Origin of the sequence: Chryseobacterium sp. KMC2 (genome assembly GCF_016756935.1) — a bacterium.
Classification (GTDB): Bacteria; Bacteroidota; Bacteroidia; order Flavobacteriales; family Weeksellaceae; genus Chryseobacterium; species Chryseobacterium rhizosphaerae.
Map to the genome: position 1 here is coordinate 93,111 of NZ_JAESIT010000013.1, position 19,260 is coordinate 112,370.

Genomic DNA, 19,260 nt, shown 5'->3' on the forward strand with positions numbered 1-19,260 from the left:
TATTTGCACCAAGAAAAAATTTAGCAATGGCAAACCAAATTAAAGGTAAAATTTCTCAAATTATTGGTCCGGTAATCGACGTTGTCTTCACAGATGTGGAATCTGTTCCTAGCATCTATGACGCGTTAGAAATTACAAAAGAAAACGGTGAAAAAGTAGTTTTAGAGGTAGAACAACATATTGGCGAAGATACAGTAAGATGTATCGCAATGGACGCTACTGATGGTCTTAAGAGAGGTCAAGAAGTAATTGGATACGGAAATCCTATTACTATGCCAATCGGAGAGGCTGTAAACGGAAGACTATTCAACGTTGTTGGTGATGCTATCGACGGACTTCAGAATATTTCTAAAGAGGGAGGACTTCCAATTCACAGAGAAGCTCCAAAATTTGATCAACTTTCAACTTCTGCAGAAGTTTTATTTACAGGTATTAAAGTAATCGACTTAGTTGAACCTTACGCAAAAGGAGGTAAAATTGGTTTGTTCGGTGGTGCCGGTGTAGGTAAAACAGTATTGATCCAGGAGTTGATTAACAATATTGCAAAAGGACACGGAGGTCTTTCAGTTTTTGCTGGAGTAGGTGAAAGAACGAGAGAAGGAAATGACCTTTTAAGAGAGATGTTGGAATCAGGAATTATCAAGTATGGTGATGATTTCATGCACTCTATGGAAAACGGAGGTTGGGATCTTTCTAAAGTAGACTTAGAAGCTATGAAAGATTCTAAAGCAGCATTCGTTTTCGGACAAATGAACGAGCCGCCAGGTGCAAGAGCTAGAGTAGCGCTTTCTGGTCTTACATTGGCTGAGTATTATAGAGATGGTGGTGAAAGCGGACAAGGTAGAGATGTACTTTTCTTCGTAGACAACATCTTCCGTTTTACACAGGCTGGTTCTGAGGTATCTGCACTTCTTGGTCGTATGCCATCAGCGGTAGGTTACCAACCAACTCTTGCTTCTGAGATGGGAGCGATGCAGGAAAGAATTACTTCAACTAAAAATGGTTCAATTACTTCAGTACAGGCGGTATACGTACCTGCGGATGACTTAACTGACCCGGCTCCTGCAACAACGTTTGCTCACTTAGATGCAACAACGGTACTTGACAGAAAGATTGCTTCATTAGGTATTTATCCAGCGGTAGATCCTCTAGCTTCTACTTCAAGAATCCTTGCTCCGGAAGTTATCGGTCACGAACATTATGACTGTGCTCAAAGAGTAAAAGAAATTCTTCAAAGATATAAAGCGCTTCAAGATATCATTGCAATCCTTGGTATGGAAGAACTTTCTGAAGAAGATAAATCTGTAGTATACCGTGCAAGAAAAGTTCAGAGATTCTTATCTCAGCCTTTCCACGTAGCAGAACAGTTTACAGGTATTCCTGGATCATTGGTAGATATCAAAGATACTATCAAAGGTTTCAACATGATTATGGATGGTGAATTAGATCACTTACCAGAAGCTGCTTTCAACTTGAAAGGAACAATCGAAGAAGCTATCGAAGCAGGACAAAAAATGTTAGCTGAAAACGCTTAATAAATTAGACATAAAGATATCAGATACTAGACATGAGACTTTAAGGTTGTCTGAAATCTGAAATCTGAAATCTTCAAATCTAAATTAAAATGAATATAAAAATTTTAACACCAGAATACGTAGTTTTTGAAGGAGAAGTAAACTCAGTATTGTTGCCTGGAAAAAATGGTGAATTTCACATCATGCAAAACCACGCAGGAATTGTTTCTTCTTTAGTCGGTGGTAAAGTAAAGCTTTTTGCTAATTCAATTGATGATGCTTTTGCTAAAAACTTTGCTAAAGAAAATGAGAAAGACTCTGTTTTTTCTTATTCTATCAAAAGCGGTGTTGTAGAATTTAATCATAATAAAGGAATTATCCTTTGTGAATAATTAAATGAAAAGCTAAATATATTTTCAAGAAAGTGTAACTTTGTGTTACACTTTTTTTATTTTATGTAAAAGGCTGGTTCTATGAAGAAAAGTATTATTATATTCTTTACACTTCTGGGAGTTTTCCTCAATGCCCAGAATATTAAGACCAAAAGAGGAATTATCAACTTAGACGGAATCCCGGTAGCAAAACTCTCCAATAAATCCAGTAATTATACTTTTATGGATTTAAAGGAGACACCATTATATACTATAAAATTTATAGATAAAAGTATTGTTGATTCTGTGAGAGACAGCTATATAGAAATTAATAGAGTATATAACAGGGATAAAGTAATAGAACTGGATTATATTTCACCATCGGCATTTTCCGGGGAAGAAAAATCTGCCGTTTATACTTCCGTGAATGGTCTTAAAATAATTGATAACAAAGGGATCAATGTAAAGAATCTCGATGAGCTGTTTTCGAACATGCCGAAAAGAAAGCTGGACAGTAAGACAAAAGAAGCTTATGCCATCAGAAAAAAGATTGATAAGCTGAATATTGAGGTCAATAAAGTAGGCGAGATCCTAAGTAATGGTGTTCCGGTGGGGTATTTTACTAATTTGCCAGTAAGTTTCGGGTCGGATGATACCATCATGGATAAAACTTTTATAGATATCGAAATCTACGATGCCAAAAGTAAATATATCGGACGGTATATTACAACTACAAAGCAATTGAAAAGTGCTGGCGGTAAATCTTTTACGATTTACCGAGAAATGTCTGGCAGAGCCTCTATTTTAAAATTCCCAACTTATAAAGCACTTGCAGAACGCATGGCTATTATGGATCCCAATTTTATTAAAACTCAGGAAAAAGTATCTGTTGGCCCTGTTGTAAAAGATACATCTAATTAGAAAACGTTCAATAGAAACAGGTTTTTATCGTATAATAAAAAAGATCAGCATGCTCCGCAAAATTTGCGAGCATATTATCTTCAGTAAAAATTGAACTTCTTCCAAAACCTACCGGAGCCTTTGTCATTTTGTAGGAATCTCAACGTCATTATAAAAAAAAATCTGGATTCCTCCGGAATGACAAACTAAGCGTTTTTATGATGTAATAAAAAAACTGCTTGATCTGCAAAAGTTGTATTCAATAGGAATGTAGTTCGTTCGTTAATAATTTCAAAAATTAATTGACAATTGGAAAATCTGTGGAATTTTTAAAATCCCTGAGAAAAAACTAAAAATTTTTATAAACTTAAAATCACCCCATTTTCCTTTAGTTGCTGCATAGGTTTTGAAAACCAGAATAGTTCAAAATCCTCAAAATTTTCTTCGAAATGATTCTTAAGTTGTTGAGCTGTAATCTTTTTCGGATTTTCTATAGAGTTCTGCTCCAATACATTCAGTAACCAGTTTGCTTTATCTTGCTCCAGCTCGATCTTCACAATATTGGTTTTTAAATGGAATGTAATTAAAGTGTACGTACCAGAATATTTCTTTTTTGTTTTTACGCGATTCTCAGCGATTACATTTTTGGTTAAAAATACAATTTTTGAGTTTCCTTTAAAAGCAAATGCGTCATCTTCTAAAAGACAGTCATGAATATGGTCAGGATGAATTGTTGTTCTTGGAATTTTAAAATCGAACCATTCCTGAAGGGGAATTTCAAAATTAATTCCATGCATATAATTGAAGAGGGATTTTTTTAATCCGAAGCTGAATTTATTATGATCGATTCCTGTTTTATCTTTAAAGTCGATGTCATTGTTTGCGAATAGAATTTCCTGTTTCACCGGAATAACTCCGAAATCTTCGGGATTGATTCCTACAGGTGAATGGGCAGTCATTGCAAACTGGTGCCAGAATCCACTTTGAAGAATTCCCATTTCAAACATTTGACGAATCATCTCCAGTGAGTCTATTGTTTCCTGAACAGTTTGGGTAGGGTAGCCATACATCAGATAGGCATGAACCATGATTCCTGCTTCAGTAAAATTTTTTGTTACTTTGGCAACCTGCTCTACAGAAACTCCTTTATCAATTAATTTTAACAAACGATCACTGGCGACTTCAAGACCTCCTGAAACGGCAACGCATCCGGATAATTTTAAGAGATAGCATAAATCACTGGTGAAACTTTTCTCAAAACGGATATTGGTCCACCATGTTACAACAAGATTTCTTCTGAGAATTTCCAGGGCAACTTCCCGCATCAAAGCTGGAGGAGCTGCTTCATCTACAAAATGAAAACCGGTTTCGCCGGTTGTTTTGATGAGCTCTTCCATTCTGTCTACCAAAATTTTGGCAGAGATGGGTTCATAGATTTTAATATAATCTAAAGAAATATCACAGAAAGTACATTTACCCCAGTAGCATCCATGAGCCATTGTCAGTTTGTTCCATCTCCCGTCACTCCATAAACTGTGCATGGGATTGGCGATTTCAATAACGGAAATATACTGATCTAATTTTAAATCGGTATAATCCGGAGTACCAATTTCAGCCTGCTTATAATCATGTCTTTTAGAATTATTTTTATAAACAACTTCTTGATTTTCAAGTAAAAAAGTTCTTTTGTATTCCAATTCATCTGTGGGATACAATACACTTTGACATAGTAACTCAATAGGAAGTTCACCATCATCTAAGGTGATAAAATCAAAAAATTCAAAAACTCTCTGGTCTTTGACCTCTCTTAATTCTGTATTGGGAAATCCACCTCCCATGGCGATTTTGATGTGAGGAAAGTTCTTTTTTATAAACTGAGCGCACTTAAAAGCAGAGTATAAATTTCCGGGAAAAGGTATTGAAAAACAAACCAGTTTAGGTTGTATATTTTCTATTTTATCCTGAAGAATTTTTAATGTAAAATCATCGATAAATGTTTGTGGGCCTGCTAATTTTGAATAGAGCTCGTCAAAAGAATTCGCACTTTTCCCCAGGCGTTCCGCATATCTGCTAAACCCGAAATCAGCATCATTATTTTCGATAATATAGTCTGAGATATCTTCCAGATATAAGGTAGCCAAATGTTTAGCTTTATCCTGTAAACCCATATTTCCGAAAGCAAAATCCATATCATCCAGTTGGTTGAAACGGGAAGCTTCAGGCAGAAAATTCATGCTGCAGATCTGTCTGGCTAACGTTGGATTTTTGCCCTGTAAAAAAGAAATTACCTGATCGATGGTTTTTAAATATTCTTCTCTTAAAGCAAATATTCTCTGTGTATTTTCAGTAGTCGTCGGAAGGTCAATCTTTTTATCAAAAACCTTTTGAAGCCCGTCTCTTGAAAATAATTCTAAAATAACATCAATTCCCAGATCAAGCTGATAACTGGAAATATTTTTGGTATTCAAAAATCCTTTGATATAAGCTGTTGCGGGATAAGGAGTATTGAGTTGGGTAAAAGGTGGGGTGATAAGAAGCAGATCTTTCAACAGAAAATTTTTGCAAAGTTATAAGTTTTAAATCTAAAAGAGCAAAGATTTTTACTGATTATTTGACGAAAACTTCAAAAGTATTTTTTTATACCTTATTCATATCAATGATTATGTTTCCAGTGATTGTAGGTCCATTCCAAACCAAATAATCCGGAATAAGTTTCAATATCGAGATAATCTCCTTTTCCAAATTGATTATAAGTTTTGCGGCTTACATTCATTACATCAGGCTTTGTATATTCTTTGAGATAGTATAAGCGTAAATATCCATCATTATTTTTATCCCGGATAATTTTAAATTTTCTGGCAAGAATTTCATATTTCTTATTTTGAATGTTAAGAAATACTTTGGAGGGATTGTAACGATCTGCCTTTGGATATATGTCCGCATGTTCCGCTGCTGATATTTGCTTCCAAAATGGAACCGGGTTCATTTTTTCCTTGGGAATTGTCTTAAACTGATAGTTTGTAATTTCAGAGTAACCATCCGAATCCATTTTTTCTTCTGTAGAAATGGCTTTATCGGTAATTAAATATCCTTTGGATAATGGCTTGGAAAAATCAAAAGATGCATTAACCGCTAAAAAGAAAAGGATAGAATAGAAACTCATGGTCTGTAAGATATGTTGAGTGTTGATTGACATATCTTTATCTTTCGATTCTATAACAAGTCCTGCTATTACCGGTAAAGAGAATAAAACTAACTGCGTCATTAAACTGAAATGATACAGTTCAAAGATTTTCCAAACTATAAAAATATATAATATAGGTGTGGTAAGAGATAAAAGCTTGTAATAAATAGACTGATCGATATTTTTCCTGTCGCTGTCATTCATGAAAAATCTGATCCAGGGAATACAAAAAATAATCACACATAGAAATCTAAATTGCCATGATACCGGTTCTGAGAACAATAAAACTAGACATAAGAAGATTCTTGTAATAAGAGAAAAAATGATCTTTGGAATAATTTGCATATTATATGTACCCATCAATTTGTTGGGTAAATATAGTATAAAAATTTTGTTATGAACTACTAAGGATTAGTCGGCTATTTCTAGCTTGTGCATTGATTAAGTTTCGCCTTCCTGTTGTCTGCAATCACATTAAGCGTAACCCCTAAAAGAATTAGCGTAATACCAATGAACAGATTGGGGGTGAACTTTTCATGGAACATTAACACACTTACCATTACGGCAACTACAGGTTCCAAAGCTCCAAGTATTGCTGTGGGGGTAGATCCTATATATTTAATGGCATATACCAGGCATAAGCTGGAAATAACAGTAGTCAGAAAAGCAAAAATGAGAAAATTAAAAAATAGAGACAGGGAAGGTATCGTTAAAGACTGTCCCTCCAGACCTGTCTTTGTCATAAAAAACAGGGATGTAAAAAGCATGGAATAAAAAGACAGCTTAAATCCGGAAATCTTAAGATCTGATTTGTTGACAATAACCATATATAATGCATAAAAAAGAGAACTTAGCATCACGATCCCCAACCCCGTAAAATTGATTTCCAGGCCACTTCCTTTTAAACATAAAACAATAACTCCTGCAAAGGCAAAAAGTAAGGATACTATAGACAGTCTATTGAGTTTTTCTTTATAAAAAAAGAACATAATCAAAGCTACAATAACAGGATAAATGAATAAAACAGTAGAAGCAATACCCGGAGTAAGAAAGTCATAGCCTAAGAATAAAAATTCTGAAGATAATGCATAGCAGATTCCCAGTACAGCTAATACAAGTGTTTCTTTCTTATTGATTTTGAAACTCTCATTGGAGTAAAGGAGATATCCACCTACCAGTAAAGCAGAAAAGAAGAACCTGTAAAATAAGGTTACATCTACTGAAAAATGCGCTTGTTTGATGGGCAGAATAAAAATAGGAATCAATCCATAGGAAACAGCTGACAGTGTTCCTAACATATATCCTTTGAGTTTCATTTCGTTTTTATAGCTTTTATAGTTTTTAAATAAAAAACCACTGAAGTAATTCAGTGGTTTTTTTATGTTGATGATTAAATCGGTTTAAAACTTAATCCTTGTTCCTGCAGTAATAGCTGTTCCTGCTCTTTATAGTAACCACTTACTAATTTATCATGAATAGCTTCAAATGCGGTCAGAGTTTCATTAATCTCTGCATCCGTATGAGAGGCAGTAGGAATTAACCTTAATAGAATCATTCCTTTTGGAATTACAGGGTATACCACCACTGATGTAAAGATACCGTAATTCTCTCTTAAATCTTTTACAAGAAGGGTAGCTTCTACCGGAGTTCCCTGCATCATTACCGGAGTTACACAAGTATTGGTATCACCGATGTTGAATCCTCTTTCTCTTAATCCGTTCTGTAATTTGTGGGTATTTTCCCAAAGTTTAGCTTTGATCTCAGGTTTCGATCTTAAAAGCTCCAATCTTTTCAATCCTCCTATAACCATTGGCATAGTCAGAGACTTGGCAAAGATCTGAGATCTCAGGTTGAATTTCAGGTATCTGATAATTTCTTTGTCCCCCGCAAGGAATGCTCCGAAACCAGCCATTGATTTGGCAAAAGTGGAGAAGTATACATCAATCTGATCCTGACAGCCTTGTTCTTCACCTGCTCCGGCACCTGTTGTACCTAGTGTTCCAAATCCGTGTGCATCATCTACTAAAAGTCTGAAGCTATATTTTGATTTAAGGTCACAGATCTCTTTAATTTTTCCCTGCTGTCCTCTCATCCCGAAAACTCCTTCGGTAATTACCAAAATACCGCCTCCTGTTTCTTCAGCAACTTTGGTAGCTCTCTGAAGGTTTTTTTCAAGACTCTCCATATCGTTATGTCTGTAGGTAAATCTTTTACCCGAATGAAGTCTTACTCCATCCACGATGCAGGCATGAGAGTCTACATCATAAACAATAACGTCATTTCTGTTGACCAAAGCATCAATAGTAGACACCATTCCTTGGTAACCGAAGTTTAATAAATATGCTGATTCCTTTTGTACGAAGTCTGCTAATTCTCTCTCCAGCTGAAGGTGCTGATCTGTCTCTCCGGACATTGCCCTTGCACCCATTGGATAAAACATTCCATATTCTGCAGCTGCATTGGCATCCGCTTCTTTCACTTCAGGATGATTACAAAGACCTAAATAGTCATTGGCACTCCAGAAAATTACTTCTCTACCCTGAAACTGCATTCTCGGACCAATTGGGCCCTCCAACCTTGGGAAAATAAAATATCCTTCACCATAATCTGCAAATTGTCCAAGAGGTCCTGGATTTTCTTTTATTCTTTCAAAAATATCCAACATTATATCGTAATTTTTAAGTAAAAAAGCCTTTGTTGTAGAACACGCAAAAGGCTTAATTTATATTGTGATTATATATTATTATTTGATAAACTCTGTCTTGAAGACTTCATCATAATTGTGAACACAATTATTAACAAATCCTTGCTCAGCCATCCATTTATCACTGTATACCTTAGTAATATATCTTGAACCGTGGTCAGGATAGATTAAAACAATGACGTCATTTTCAGTAAGGTTGTGAGATTGGGCATATTGAATTAATCCCTGCGTTACAGCTCCTGTAGTATAACCACCCATAATGGCTTCTTTTAAAGCAATTTCGCGGGTTCTGTACGCGGCCATCTCATCATTTACTCTTACAAACTCATCTACTTTATCGAAAAGAAGGGCAGAAGGAATTAAATTTTTTCCCATACCTTCAATCTGATAAGGATGTACATCTTCCTTATGGATTTCTCCCGTCTCATGATAGCTTTTTAATATAGATCCATCAGCATCCACCCCAATAATTTTAATATCCGGATTTTTCTCTTTCAAAAATTTCGCGGAACCTGATAGGGTACCACCTGTTCCTGTACATGCAAAAAGGTGAGTGATCTTACCTTCTGTCTGCTCCCAAATCTCAGGACCTGTAGTCTGATAATGGGCATCAATATTCAGTTCATTAAAGTACTGATTGATATAAATGGAATTAGGGGTTTCCTGAGCGATTCTTTTAGCTACTTCATAGTATGATCTTGGATCATCCGCTGCTACATTGGCCGGACATATATATACCGTTGCTCCTAAAGCTTTTAGATAAGCAATTTTTTCAGGCTTCGTTTTGTCGCTTACTGCGAGAATACATTTATATCCTTTGATGATACATACCATTGCAATAGAAAATCCGGTATTTCCGGAAGTAGTTTCTACAACTACAGAATCTTCTTTTAATAAACCTCTCTGCTCTGCATTTTCTATAATATGTAGTGCAATTCTATCTTTGGTGGAATGTCCAGGATTATATGATTCTAACTTGGCATAAACGGTTGCTGGAATATCTTTTGTGACGGTATTTAGCTTCACCATAGGAGTATGTCCTATCAGGCCAAGAATATTATCGTAAACATTACTCATTACTTGTTATTTTCAATAAAAATCTGACTGCAAAAATACAAAAAAATAAATAATTACTAAACTTTTGTTTGAATTCTAGGAGTCTATTTTAGAAAACCTATTTTCTTATTTACAGTTTTAGCAGGAGTACGATCGCAAATTCCACGCCAAATTTTTAAATTTTGTTAAAAACAATATAAAATAATATAAAAGCCTTATTTTCGCATAATTGATTTAATACTATGAAAAATTGGACTTTTAGGCAATGGAACACCGCTTTAGGATGGGTGATTTTCGTCATTGCGTTTTTTACGTACTTGTCCACGATAGAACCCAATTTTAGTTTTTGGGATTGTGGGGAGTACATTTCTTCTGCAGTAAAACTTGAAGTAACGCACGCTCCGGGAGCGGCTTTATTCCAGATTGTGGGTGCCGTGGCAGCCATTTTTGCATTAGGAAAAGGCGAAAATTATTCTATCGTAATTAATGCGATGTCTGCATTGTTCAGTGCGCTGACTATTTTATTTTTGTTTTGGACCATTACACATTTTGTAAGAAGACTGTTAAACAAAGACTTTGAAGAGATTACTAAACATCAGGAAATCTCTATTTTATTTGCTGGAGCAATAGGAGCACTTTGCTTTACTTTCTCAGATACCTTTTGGTTTTCTGCAGTAGAGGGAGAGGTGTATTCAATGGCTTCTATGTTTATCGCACTTCTGGTTTGGTTGATCACAAAATGGGAAAATGAGTATAAAGCAGCTGACAGTGAGAGATGGATTATCCTTATTTTCTTTATTTTAGGACTTTCTGTTGGGGTACACATGATGTGTATGCTGGCGATTCCTGCAGTATGTCTTGTATACTATGCACGAAATTATAAGTTTACCTGGAAAAACTTTATCTGGGCAAACCTTATTACCCTGGGAATTTTGATTATTGTTTTCAAAATTATTTTCCCTTTGATCATGACAATGTTCGGAAGACTGGAGATTTTCTTCGTAAATGGGCTTGGACTTCCTTTCCACTCAGGAACTATTGTTGCATTTATCATAATGGTAGCGATCTGCTATTTTATTATTAAATATGCAAGAAGAGCAAAGAAAAACGTATACCAGACGGTAGCTTTATCTGTGGTTTTTATGATGATAGGGTTTTCTTGCTGGATGGTTATTCCCATCAGAGCAAATGCCAATCCGCCGATGAACCTTAATGATCCTGATACCGCTATTGGTATGTTGGATTATTATAACAGAGAGCAGTATGGTGACTGGCCAACGATCTACGGACAAAACTATACGGCATTTCTTGATGCTAACGGTATTGAGAAAAATGAAGACGGAAGTTTTAAAACAACGAAAACCGGTGAAATCTACGAAAAAGATGAAAAAACTGGAACCTATAGAAAAACCGGAGACCGGTTCAATTATGTATTCAATAAGTCTCAGATAAGCTTAATGCCGAGAATGTTTAGTGAGGATAAAGATGTAATGGCCAATTATATTGCTATGTACGGAGCTCCTGATTTTACATTCAATTACGGAAATGAAGATGTTGCTGATAACCCACAGGCTAAGCAGATCTTCGATGAGATGAGAACAAAATATGAAGACAAATCAATTACTGCGGCAGATTATCTGAAAGTAAAACCATATAACCTGATCAATGTTCAAAAGCCTTCATTACTTCAGAATATGGATTATTTCATTTCTTTCCAGAATGGATATTACTTTGTAAGATACCTGATGTGGAACTTCGTGGGAAGACAGAATGATCTTGAAGGAAATATGGAAAGCACAAAAGGGAACTGGATTTCAGGGATTCCTTTTATAGATAATGCATTAGTAGGAAATCAGGATAAAATGCCTGCTAAGTTTAAAAATGAAAGTACCGTAGCATTCTTCTTCCTTCCATTGATTTTAGGATTGATTGGATTCTTTTTCCAGTTGAACAGAGACTTCGGAAGATTCTATGCTTTGTTATCTTTATTTATTTTAACCAGTGTAGGAATTGTTTTCTATACAGGAGTAAAACCTTTTGAACCGAGAGAAAGAGATTATGCCATGGTAGGTTCATTCTATGCTTTTGCCATCTGGATAGGGTTGGGAGCAGGAGCTATTCTGTGGTTCTTACAATCCAAAATAAAATCTAACGGAGCTAATATAGCATTAGGAGTTGTTTTATTGGGAGTACCATTTATGATGGGCTTCCAGAACTATAATGTTCACGACAGAAGCGATAGATATACCGCGTATGACTATGCTTATTCTGTATTAAAATCACTGCCTAAGAATGATATCCTTTTTGTATATGGGGATAATGATACTTACCCGGTTTGGGCGATTCAGGAAACGGAGAGATTCAGAGATGATGTGAAAGTAGTTAACTTTACCCTGGCTTCTACACCATGGAACTTAGATCAGGTGAAAAGAAGAACGTATAATGCAATGGGGATCCCAAGTCAGTTAACACATGATGATTACAGAGATGGTGTCAATGACCAGATCTATATGATGAAGAAAGAAGATTGGGAAGGTGTTTTCTCTATGTTGAAAGAACAGGGAGCTCCGGAAACAGAATTCCAGTCATTCAGAAAATATCTTACACAGGATTCTTTAACATTGAAGCAGGCTATTGAGTTTATTAAATTCAAGTCTCCTGAAAAAGACCAGCTTTTAAAAATGTATTTCGGAGAGGAGAAATATGAAAAATATAATATTCTTCCGGTTAACAAATTTATCCTTCCTGTCAATAAAGATAACGCATTGAAAGCAGGAATCATCAATCCGGAAGATCTTCCGAATGTAGCGAATCAGATTATGATCACTTACAAAGGAAACACTCTTTATAAGAACAATCTGATCCTGTTAGATCTATTGGCAAACTTCGACTGGAAACGTCCGATTAACTTCTCTTCAGGAGGAATCTATGACAGTGAAAATATTTTTTACCTTAACGAATATCTTCAGTTTGACGGATTCAGCTACAGGCTAATACCAATTCACACCCCTCAGACTCCGGATGGAGATATGGGAAGAGTAGATCCTAATTCTCTTTATAACGTAGTGAAAAACTTCAGATGGGGGAACTTTAAAAACTTAAATGCTCACTTTGATGAGACGGCTACATCCAATATTATCAGCTACAGAATGTCAGCAAGCAGAGCTGCTTCAGCACTTGCATTGAACAATCAGAAAGCGAAGGCATTGGAAATTCTGGATCTTGCAGCTAAAGAAATTCCTGCAGAAAAATATAATGATCCCCGTTCCCTAAGTTCAATTGTATCAGGATACATTATTGCAGGGCAGGAGCAGAAAGGTCTTCAGTTAGCAGAAGTGCTTAAAAAAGGAATTTTTGAAGAATATGATTATTATTTAAGCCTTTCAAAAGCAGATCAGAGCTATCTGAGAAGACAGATGAGAACAAAACCTATGGAATATTCTCTTGTAGTTTCTGCGGTTACGGATGCTTATACAAGAATAGGACAGAAAGAAAAAGCATATGCTTATCTGGTAAAATCCATTGAACCTATTGATAAGAAATTCAATGTTTTTGTAAAAGAACTTCAGCAGATGGGTAAAGACAAAGCAATGAAGGAATCTGAAAATGTTCAACAGATCACTCCATTCTATCAGTACCTATTTGATATCATGGAACCTTTTGATTCTACCTATTCGAAAGAAAAAGAAAATCAGATTACCACAGCAATTATCAAGGTAACACAATAAAATATTTTAAAAACGGAACTTCGGTTCCGTTTTTTTATTATTGGGAATCCTGAATTTTAAGATTATATTTGTGAAACTAAAAATACAGAATGTCTGAAACAAAGAATAGCAGGTTCCCCATCTATGCTGTAATTTTTACAGTACTTTTTAAACTCCTTTTTTTATTAACGCACTATATTCAGGAAGATGCATTTATCACCTGGAGGGTTGCCCAGAATTTACTGGACTACGGAGTGATCGGTTTCAACGGAGATACTAAAATCTCAGCTTCTACCACTCATCTGTATGTTTTTGTATCCTATATTTTCAACTTTGTTTTTGGAAAAGAAAACTTTATTGAACCTCTTTTGATTTTCAATTCCCTGCTATTTACAATAGGGACACTGTTTCTTTCTCATTTGGTTCTTAAAAATCCCTGGCATAAAGCTATTTTCATCTTTTTAATAGGTATTCTTCCTCCTTCCATTAAAATTTCAATCCTTGGAATGGAGTATGGATTATTATTTTTTCTGGAGATGTCATTACTGTATTATGGTTTTTACAAAGGAAAAAAATGGGTATTGGCCCTGCTTCCTGTTCTGATCATGTTCACAAGAATAGACACGGTGATCTTCCTGGGAATTGTTTTTCTGGTTGACCTTTTCTGGAATAAAAAAATCAGATGGATTTATGTTTTTGGGGGAATTTGGGGTGTTTTATTTACTGTGGCTTTCAACTGGTTCTACTTTGGTGAACTTGTTAATAATACCATCACAGCAAAGAAATTACTATATGAGCAAAGTTTTACATTGCAGCAGCACATCAGTTATTTCTTTGTGAGTTTTGGAAATTTCTGGGGAATGCTTAAAGTACCCGGGAATTTTAATCCCGTAACGGTTGTTGTACTGATTTTTGAAGTCCTGTGTTTTATTTATTTGATCAGACAGAGAAATAACAGAAATTATTTCCTGTGGATGATCTTTATTTTCGGATGGGTAAAACAGATTCTTTTTATCTCTCAGAAGAGTTTATTCGATTGGTATTACTGGGTTCCGCAGCTTCTGCTTTTCGTACCTGTTCTTATTTTTATTTTAGAGCAGAAAGAGAAAAGAAACCTGTGGCTGTCATTATTAACTATATTTTATATTGTTCCCATGCTTGCCTTTCAAACCATTCATGCTATTGCTACAGGAAACGGAGAATGGAATTACCGCAGAACAATCGGTGTATTTTTAAACCAATATGAAAAAGATAAAAATCAATGGATCTTATTGGAACCGGCGGGCTATGTCCCTTATTTCTCAGGCTTAAAAACCATTGATGAAGTAGGTTTGGTAGATAAACAGATTCAGGAAGAAATCAAAAAGGATAAAGTGAATTATTGGATCAATACCGTAAAAACAAGAAAGCCGAAATATCTTCTCTCTTATAAAAATTTATATGAGGGGAATGATGCTAATGCTGTGTATTATCAGACTCACTATAAACTTTTGAAAGAGTTCAGAGTGAAAGATCATCTGAAAAGTGACCATAAAATACTGGAAAAAATCTATAAGCTGAAGCCTTCCGGAACTGATTATAATTTATATATTAAGGTAGAATAAAGAATAAAGAATAAAGAATAAAGAAGTTGAAAGGGTAGACGTACTCAAATTCCAAAACCCTCCGACTCTCCAACCCTCCAACCCAGTATCTGCAACCTACTCTCTAAAATCTAATCTATGAAATACTGTGCTTTTCTCCGTGGTGTCAATGTAAAAGGAACAAACATGAAAATGGCTGATGTATGCCAGGTTTTTAAAGATGCCGAAATGGAAGAGGTAAATTCCATACTTGCTTCCGGAAATATTGTTTTCTCTTCAGATAAGGCTGTTGAAGAATTAAAGGAAATTCTGGAAAAAGCTATGTCCGGACATTTTTCTTATGAAGCTTTTCTGTTTGTTAAAGCAAAGGAGGAAGTAGAATTATTCTGGAGTGGTATCCCTTTTGAAAAGAATGAGAACCTTCATATTTATGCCTTTGTGGGCGTTTCGGGTGTGGAAGATGTTTTGATGGAAGAATTTCAAAAAGCTTCCCATACTGAAGATGAAAAGGCAGAAATTATCAACAGTATATTTTACTGGCAGGTTCCAAAAGGAAATACCTTAGATTCTACTTTTGGAAAGGTTTTAGGCAAAAAAAGCCTTAAAGACCGGTTTACAAGCAGGAATACCAATACTTTTGAAAAAATCCTGAAGAAGATGAACGGATAAGAGTGTATTCAATAGAAACGGACCTTTGCCCGTTTACCAAAGAAAGCTTTAGCCTAAACCTGATAAAAATAAAAAAGCTATCCTCAATGAGAATAGCTTTCTGTATGTATGATAGTTATAATCTTAACTATTTAATGATTCTTTCCAATACCCATTCAATCAGGTTTTTCTCAGAAGCATGGTGATCTGCGGAGAATTCTCCACGTCTTCTGTTAGCAATTACGTTATTTACTGTAATGGCTTTATGGCCTAATAATTTTGAAAGCGCATAGATGGCAGAAGTTTCCATCTCGAAATTCGTGATTCCCAGATCATTTAAAGTTTCTAGGAATTTGTCATCTACTGCTTTTAAACGAAGCTGTCTTCCCTGTGGAGCATAGAACCCCGGGAATGTAGCTGTATTTCCGTGATATTTGGCATCTTTATAATAGTCTCCCATTTCTTCTGCCCAGTCTGAGAAATAAAGCATTGGCTTAATTTTTTCATAAGGGAATTTTTCCATGAAGCTTTTAGAAAACTCATTTTCAAAGTTGTAATCCTGGTAAAAATGCATTAATCCATCTAGTCCCACTACATTTTGGGTAACCAGCATATTATCAACCTGCACATCCGGGTTTACACTTCCGCAAGTTCCCATACGGAATAATTCAAGAGCTTTGTGTTCAGTTTTGAACTCTTTATTTTTAAGATCGATATTAACCAAAGCATCCAGTTCGTTCATCACGATATCGATGTTTTCAGTTCCGATACCTGTAGACATTACTGTAATTCTTTCTCCGCGAAGAGTTCCTGTATGCGTATAAAATTCTCTCTTATTTTTTTTGATTTCTACTGTGTCAAAATATTTTGAAACCTTCGCTACTCTGTCGGGATCACCTACAAGGATGATTTTATCAGCGATATCTTCAGGTAAAAGGTTCAAGTGGTATACACTTCCGTCTTCATTCAGAACAAGTTCTGAGGCAGCAAGTTTATTGAGCATAATGTATATTTTTATATTTTAATTAATGAAAATTGCGTCTTTATAAGGAGACCCGGCAAGATCGAAGATCGTATCATATTCTTCAACGATTCTTTTTTGCCCCTGAATTACTTCGTATACCGTAATAATTGTTTTCTCAAAATTTTTAGGATCTTTCCTTTGTGAGGTAATCTCATAGAAATGATCATCTTTTTTGAGGACAGAAACGAGTTCCTCCTTAGTTGAGTTGTTGGTTTCCATCATTCCGGGAAATTCCATAACAACATCTTTTAGTTCAGTATAATTTTTATAAGGTTTTGTGATTCCATTTGAATAAACATAGACATTGGGAATATCTTTGCCTTGTTCCAGACGGACCAGGTAATAATCATTACCTTTCTTCTCTGCATACACAGCCATCTCCTGTTGTTTTTTCTTTTGCGAAAAAGCAGAAAGAGAAAGCAGGCTGGCCATACAAGCAAACAATAACTTTGTTTTCATATTATTATTTTAGTTTTGATTTGTTGAATTAAATTAAAAAATCCTCTCCCAATAACCTTCACCATTATTTTTTACCGGTTTTTTAGAATAAACCGTCTTCCTTAGAATAATGAATTTGATTTCGGGGTTTAAAATTAGTAAAAAATCCGTTATCTAAAATATAAACATTTTTTAATCTCCTATTAAAGTTAAGATAATATTTGATTAATAGCTTTGCCGTTAAAAATTAATGAGATCTTACCCATTGCTTGTTGTGATCCTTTTAATAGGATTTGCAGTAATGTCTTTTAATCCGGTTTACAAAGGAAAGGAAAACGAAAATACATTTATCAATAAAGGTTTAACAGACTTTAAAGGCAAGCTGGAACAGTTGAAATCAGATGTTTACCGGTTTTCAGAAGATAAGATTTCCCTTGAGGAACTGCAGAAATCTCTGAGCAGTACCAGAAATTCATTCAAAGAAATAGAATTTTATATTGCCTATCATTACCCTGAATATACAAAAACTCACCTTAACGCAGCGCCTTTATTCCATATTGAAGCAGCTGGGACATCGGCTTATACACTTCCGCCGGAAGGACTGCAGGTTTTGGATGAACTTATATTCTCCGAAGATGCTGGGAGTGAAAAAGTAAAAATCAAAACCATTACTGACTTTTTATACAATAGCTACTCAAATTTCTATCTGAGTACCGTTAAAAATGGAGTTAGCAGAGGAAATAATAAAACCCTGCCTTTGCGTATAGAGCTGATCAGAATTTATACATTGGGAGTGACCGGATTTGATACTCCAGGTTCTTTAAATACTTCTGAAGAAGCCCGTTCAGCATTTTGGGGAATCAAAAAATATATCAGTGACGATCTCTATTTTAAAAATTACAATACAGAGAAAGCCCATCAGATTCTGGCTGAAGGGATCAGCTATCTGTCTTCCCATAAAGATTTCGAAACTTTTGACAGGATAGAATTTTACAAAAAATATATACAGCCTTTATATGAAGAATTGGGAAGATGGGACGGAAGACCCGACGATCTGAAAGAATTCTCAGGCTGGAATGTAGGCAACAAAAACCTCTTTAGCAGTGATTTCTTAGATCCTTATTTCTATACTTTATTAAAATCTTCGGAAGACAATCCTTCCCTTAGAAACCTTGGAAAATCCATTTTCTATGATCAGAACCTTAGTGGTAACGGAAAAATGAGCTGTGCCACCTGTCATCTTCAGGACAATGCGTTTACAGACCTTAAGGCAAAATCTCCAAGCAATATCGAAGGAAAAACAGTCTTAAGAAATTCACCCTCTCTTTATAATGCTGTTTTTGCCAAAAGATTTTTCTATGACCTTAGGGCTTTTTATCTTGAACAGCAGGCTGAACATGTCATTTATAATGAAGAAGAATTTAATACCAGCTATGAAAATATCATCAGCAAATTAAAAACAGATCCTGAATACAAAAAGAAATTCCGTAATGCTTTTAAAGACGGTAAAATCAATAAAGAAAATTTCTCAAAAGCCTTAAGCTCTTATGTGGCTTCGCTATATTCTTTTGACAGTGATTTTGACCGTTTTATGAGAAATGAAAAAGAGGTTTCCGAAGATGTTAAAAAAGGTTTTAATTTATTTATGGGGAAAGCCAATTGTGCGACCTGTCATTTTGCCCCTCATTTTTCAGGATTGGTACCACCGCTTTTCAATGAAAATGAATCTGAAGTATTAGGAATCACAACAAAACATGTTAATCAGCTTCCTATAGAATTAGACTCCGATCTTGGAAGAGGAAAAAGCCCGGTGAAAAAAGAGAAATCATGGATTTATGATTATTCATTCAAGACTGTTACAGTAAGAAATATTGCCCTTACCAAGCCTTATTTCCATAATGGGGCTTTCAGTACGCTGGAAGAAGTTCTCGATTTTTATAACGAAGGTGGAGGAGAAGGCTTAGGATTAAAAATGAAAAATCAAACATTAGCTCCTGATAAACTGAATCTTACCCCGACAGAAATTAAACAGATTATTGCTTTCCTGAACGCTCTTACTGATGTGAGTAAAGCGAAAGAATAAGGGTTTGAAGCTCGGGGTAAAAGTTGTAAGATCTTGATCGTTAGTATT

At 35.2% G+C, this 19,260-nt stretch carries 14 protein-coding genes; 7 read left to right on the top strand and 7 right to left on the bottom strand.

Annotated elements, in window-relative coordinates:
• Positions 1–26: 26 nt before the first annotated feature.
• From atpD to JML65_RS15945, 3 genes are all read left to right on the top strand, one after another.
• The gene (atpD, locus tag JML65_RS15935) at positions 27–1,535 is read left to right on the top strand and encodes a F0F1 ATP synthase subunit beta (RefSeq protein WP_047495756.1); all 1,509 of its coding nucleotides are present in this window, start codon (positions 27–29) and stop codon (positions 1,533–1,535) included.
• A gap of 89 nt (positions 1,536–1,624) precedes the next feature.
• Positions 1,625–1,906 (top strand): FoF1 ATP synthase subunit delta/epsilon, encoded by a 282-nt coding sequence (locus JML65_RS15940; protein ID WP_047495753.1) that lies wholly within the window; start codon positions 1,625–1,627, stop codon positions 1,904–1,906.
• Positions 1,907–1,987: 81 nt separating this feature from the next.
• Positions 1,988–2,806: a hypothetical protein gene (locus JML65_RS15945; RefSeq protein WP_047495750.1), complete on the top strand. Its 819-nt coding sequence runs from the start codon at positions 1,988–1,990 to the stop codon at positions 2,804–2,806.
• A 338-nt stretch (positions 2,807–3,144) separates the two neighbouring features.
• Here JML65_RS15945 and JML65_RS15950 read toward each other — a convergent pair whose 3' ends face one another.
• The 5 genes from JML65_RS15950 to JML65_RS15970 form a co-directional block, all read right to left on the bottom strand.
• Entirely contained in the window at positions 3,145–5,334 is a 2,190-nt protein-coding gene (locus JML65_RS15950) for a B12-binding domain-containing radical SAM protein (RefSeq protein ID WP_202271389.1), read from the bottom strand.
• A 104-nt stretch (positions 5,335–5,438) separates the two neighbouring features.
• A complete protein-coding gene (locus JML65_RS15955; protein ID WP_202271390.1) occupies positions 5,439–6,050 on the bottom strand; it encodes a hypothetical protein in 612 nt (203 codons plus the stop codon).
• Between the two features lie 344 nt (positions 6,051–6,394).
• Complete coding sequence (locus JML65_RS15960) at positions 6,395–7,285, bottom strand: DMT family transporter (protein WP_202271391.1); 891 nt, start codon at positions 7,283–7,285, stop codon at positions 6,395–6,397.
• Positions 7,286–7,359: 74 nt separating this feature from the next.
• A complete protein-coding gene (locus tag JML65_RS15965) occupies positions 7,360–8,631 on the bottom strand; it encodes an aminotransferase class I/II-fold pyridoxal phosphate-dependent enzyme (RefSeq protein ID WP_174772376.1) in 1,272 nt (423 codons plus the stop codon).
• Between the two features lie 81 nt (positions 8,632–8,712).
• Positions 8,713–9,750, bottom strand: a complete 1,038-nt coding sequence (locus tag JML65_RS15970) for a PLP-dependent cysteine synthase family protein (protein WP_047495732.1) — start codon at positions 9,748–9,750, stop codon at positions 8,713–8,715.
• 221 nt (positions 9,751–9,971) lie between these two features.
• Between JML65_RS15970 and JML65_RS15975 the strand changes: the two genes are divergently transcribed.
• From JML65_RS15975 to JML65_RS15985, 3 genes are all read left to right on the top strand, one after another.
• On the top strand, positions 9,972–13,457 hold the full coding sequence (locus tag JML65_RS15975) for a DUF2723 domain-containing protein (RefSeq protein WP_202271392.1): 3,486 nt from the start codon (positions 9,972–9,974) through the stop codon (positions 13,455–13,457).
• Between the two features lie 89 nt (positions 13,458–13,546).
• Positions 13,547–15,040 carry a hypothetical protein gene (locus JML65_RS15980; protein ID WP_202271393.1) on the top strand — a complete coding sequence of 498 codons (1,494 nt, stop codon included), beginning with the start codon at positions 13,547–13,549 and terminating at the stop codon, positions 15,038–15,040.
• 117 nt (positions 15,041–15,157) lie between these two features.
• Positions 15,158–15,688, top strand: a complete 531-nt coding sequence (locus tag JML65_RS15985; protein WP_202271394.1) for a DUF1697 domain-containing protein — start codon at positions 15,158–15,160, stop codon at positions 15,686–15,688.
• 127 nt (positions 15,689–15,815) lie between these two features.
• Here JML65_RS15985 and JML65_RS15990 read toward each other — a convergent pair whose 3' ends face one another.
• Positions 15,816–16,670, bottom strand: a complete 855-nt coding sequence (locus JML65_RS15990; RefSeq protein ID WP_047495721.1) for a nucleoside phosphorylase — start codon at positions 16,668–16,670, stop codon at positions 15,816–15,818.
• A gap of 18 nt (positions 16,671–16,688) precedes the next feature.
• Positions 16,689–17,150: a hypothetical protein gene (locus JML65_RS15995; RefSeq protein ID WP_202271395.1), complete on the bottom strand. Its 462-nt coding sequence runs from the start codon at positions 17,148–17,150 to the stop codon at positions 16,689–16,691.
• 229 nt (positions 17,151–17,379) lie between these two features.
• Here JML65_RS15995 and JML65_RS16000 point away from each other — a divergent pair, with 229 nt between their 5' ends.
• On the top strand, positions 17,380–19,212 hold the full coding sequence (locus JML65_RS16000; protein ID WP_202271396.1) for a cytochrome-c peroxidase: 1,833 nt from the start codon (positions 17,380–17,382) through the stop codon (positions 19,210–19,212).
• Positions 19,213–19,260 lie beyond the last annotated feature (48 nt).

Excerpts from the sequence above, each read along its gene's own strand:
- JML65_RS15995 (WP_202271395.1), bottom strand. The coding sequence starts at position 17,150 with ATGAAAACAAAGTTATTGTTTGCTTGTATGGCCAGCCTGCTTTCTCTT.
- JML65_RS15980 (WP_202271393.1), top strand. The coding sequence starts at position 13,547 with ATGTCTGAAACAAAGAATAGCAGGTTCCCCATCTATGCTGTAATTTTT.
- JML65_RS16000 (WP_202271396.1), top strand. The coding sequence starts at position 17,380 with ATGAGATCTTACCCATTGCTTGTTGTGATCCTTTTAATAGGATTTGCA.
- JML65_RS15990 (WP_047495721.1), bottom strand. The coding sequence starts at position 16,670 with ATGCTCAATAAACTTGCTGCCTCAGAACTTGTTCTGAATGAAGACGGA.
- atpD (WP_047495756.1), top strand. The coding sequence starts at position 27 with ATGGCAAACCAAATTAAAGGTAAAATTTCTCAAATTATTGGTCCGGTA.
- JML65_RS15960 (WP_202271391.1), bottom strand. The coding sequence starts at position 7,285 with ATGAAACTCAAAGGATATATGTTAGGAACACTGTCAGCTGTTTCCTAT.
- JML65_RS15940 (WP_047495753.1), top strand. The coding sequence starts at position 1,625 with ATGAATATAAAAATTTTAACACCAGAATACGTAGTTTTTGAAGGAGAA.
- JML65_RS15975 (WP_202271392.1), top strand. The coding sequence starts at position 9,972 with ATGAAAAATTGGACTTTTAGGCAATGGAACACCGCTTTAGGATGGGTG.
- JML65_RS15945 (WP_047495750.1), top strand. The coding sequence starts at position 1,988 with ATGAAGAAAAGTATTATTATATTCTTTACACTTCTGGGAGTTTTCCTC.
- JML65_RS15985 (WP_202271394.1), top strand. The coding sequence starts at position 15,158 with ATGAAATACTGTGCTTTTCTCCGTGGTGTCAATGTAAAAGGAACAAAC.
- JML65_RS15970 (WP_047495732.1), bottom strand. The coding sequence starts at position 9,750 with ATGAGTAATGTTTACGATAATATTCTTGGCCTGATAGGACATACTCCT.
- JML65_RS15955 (WP_202271390.1), bottom strand. The coding sequence starts at position 6,050 with ATGACGCAGTTAGTTTTATTCTCTTTACCGGTAATAGCAGGACTTGTT.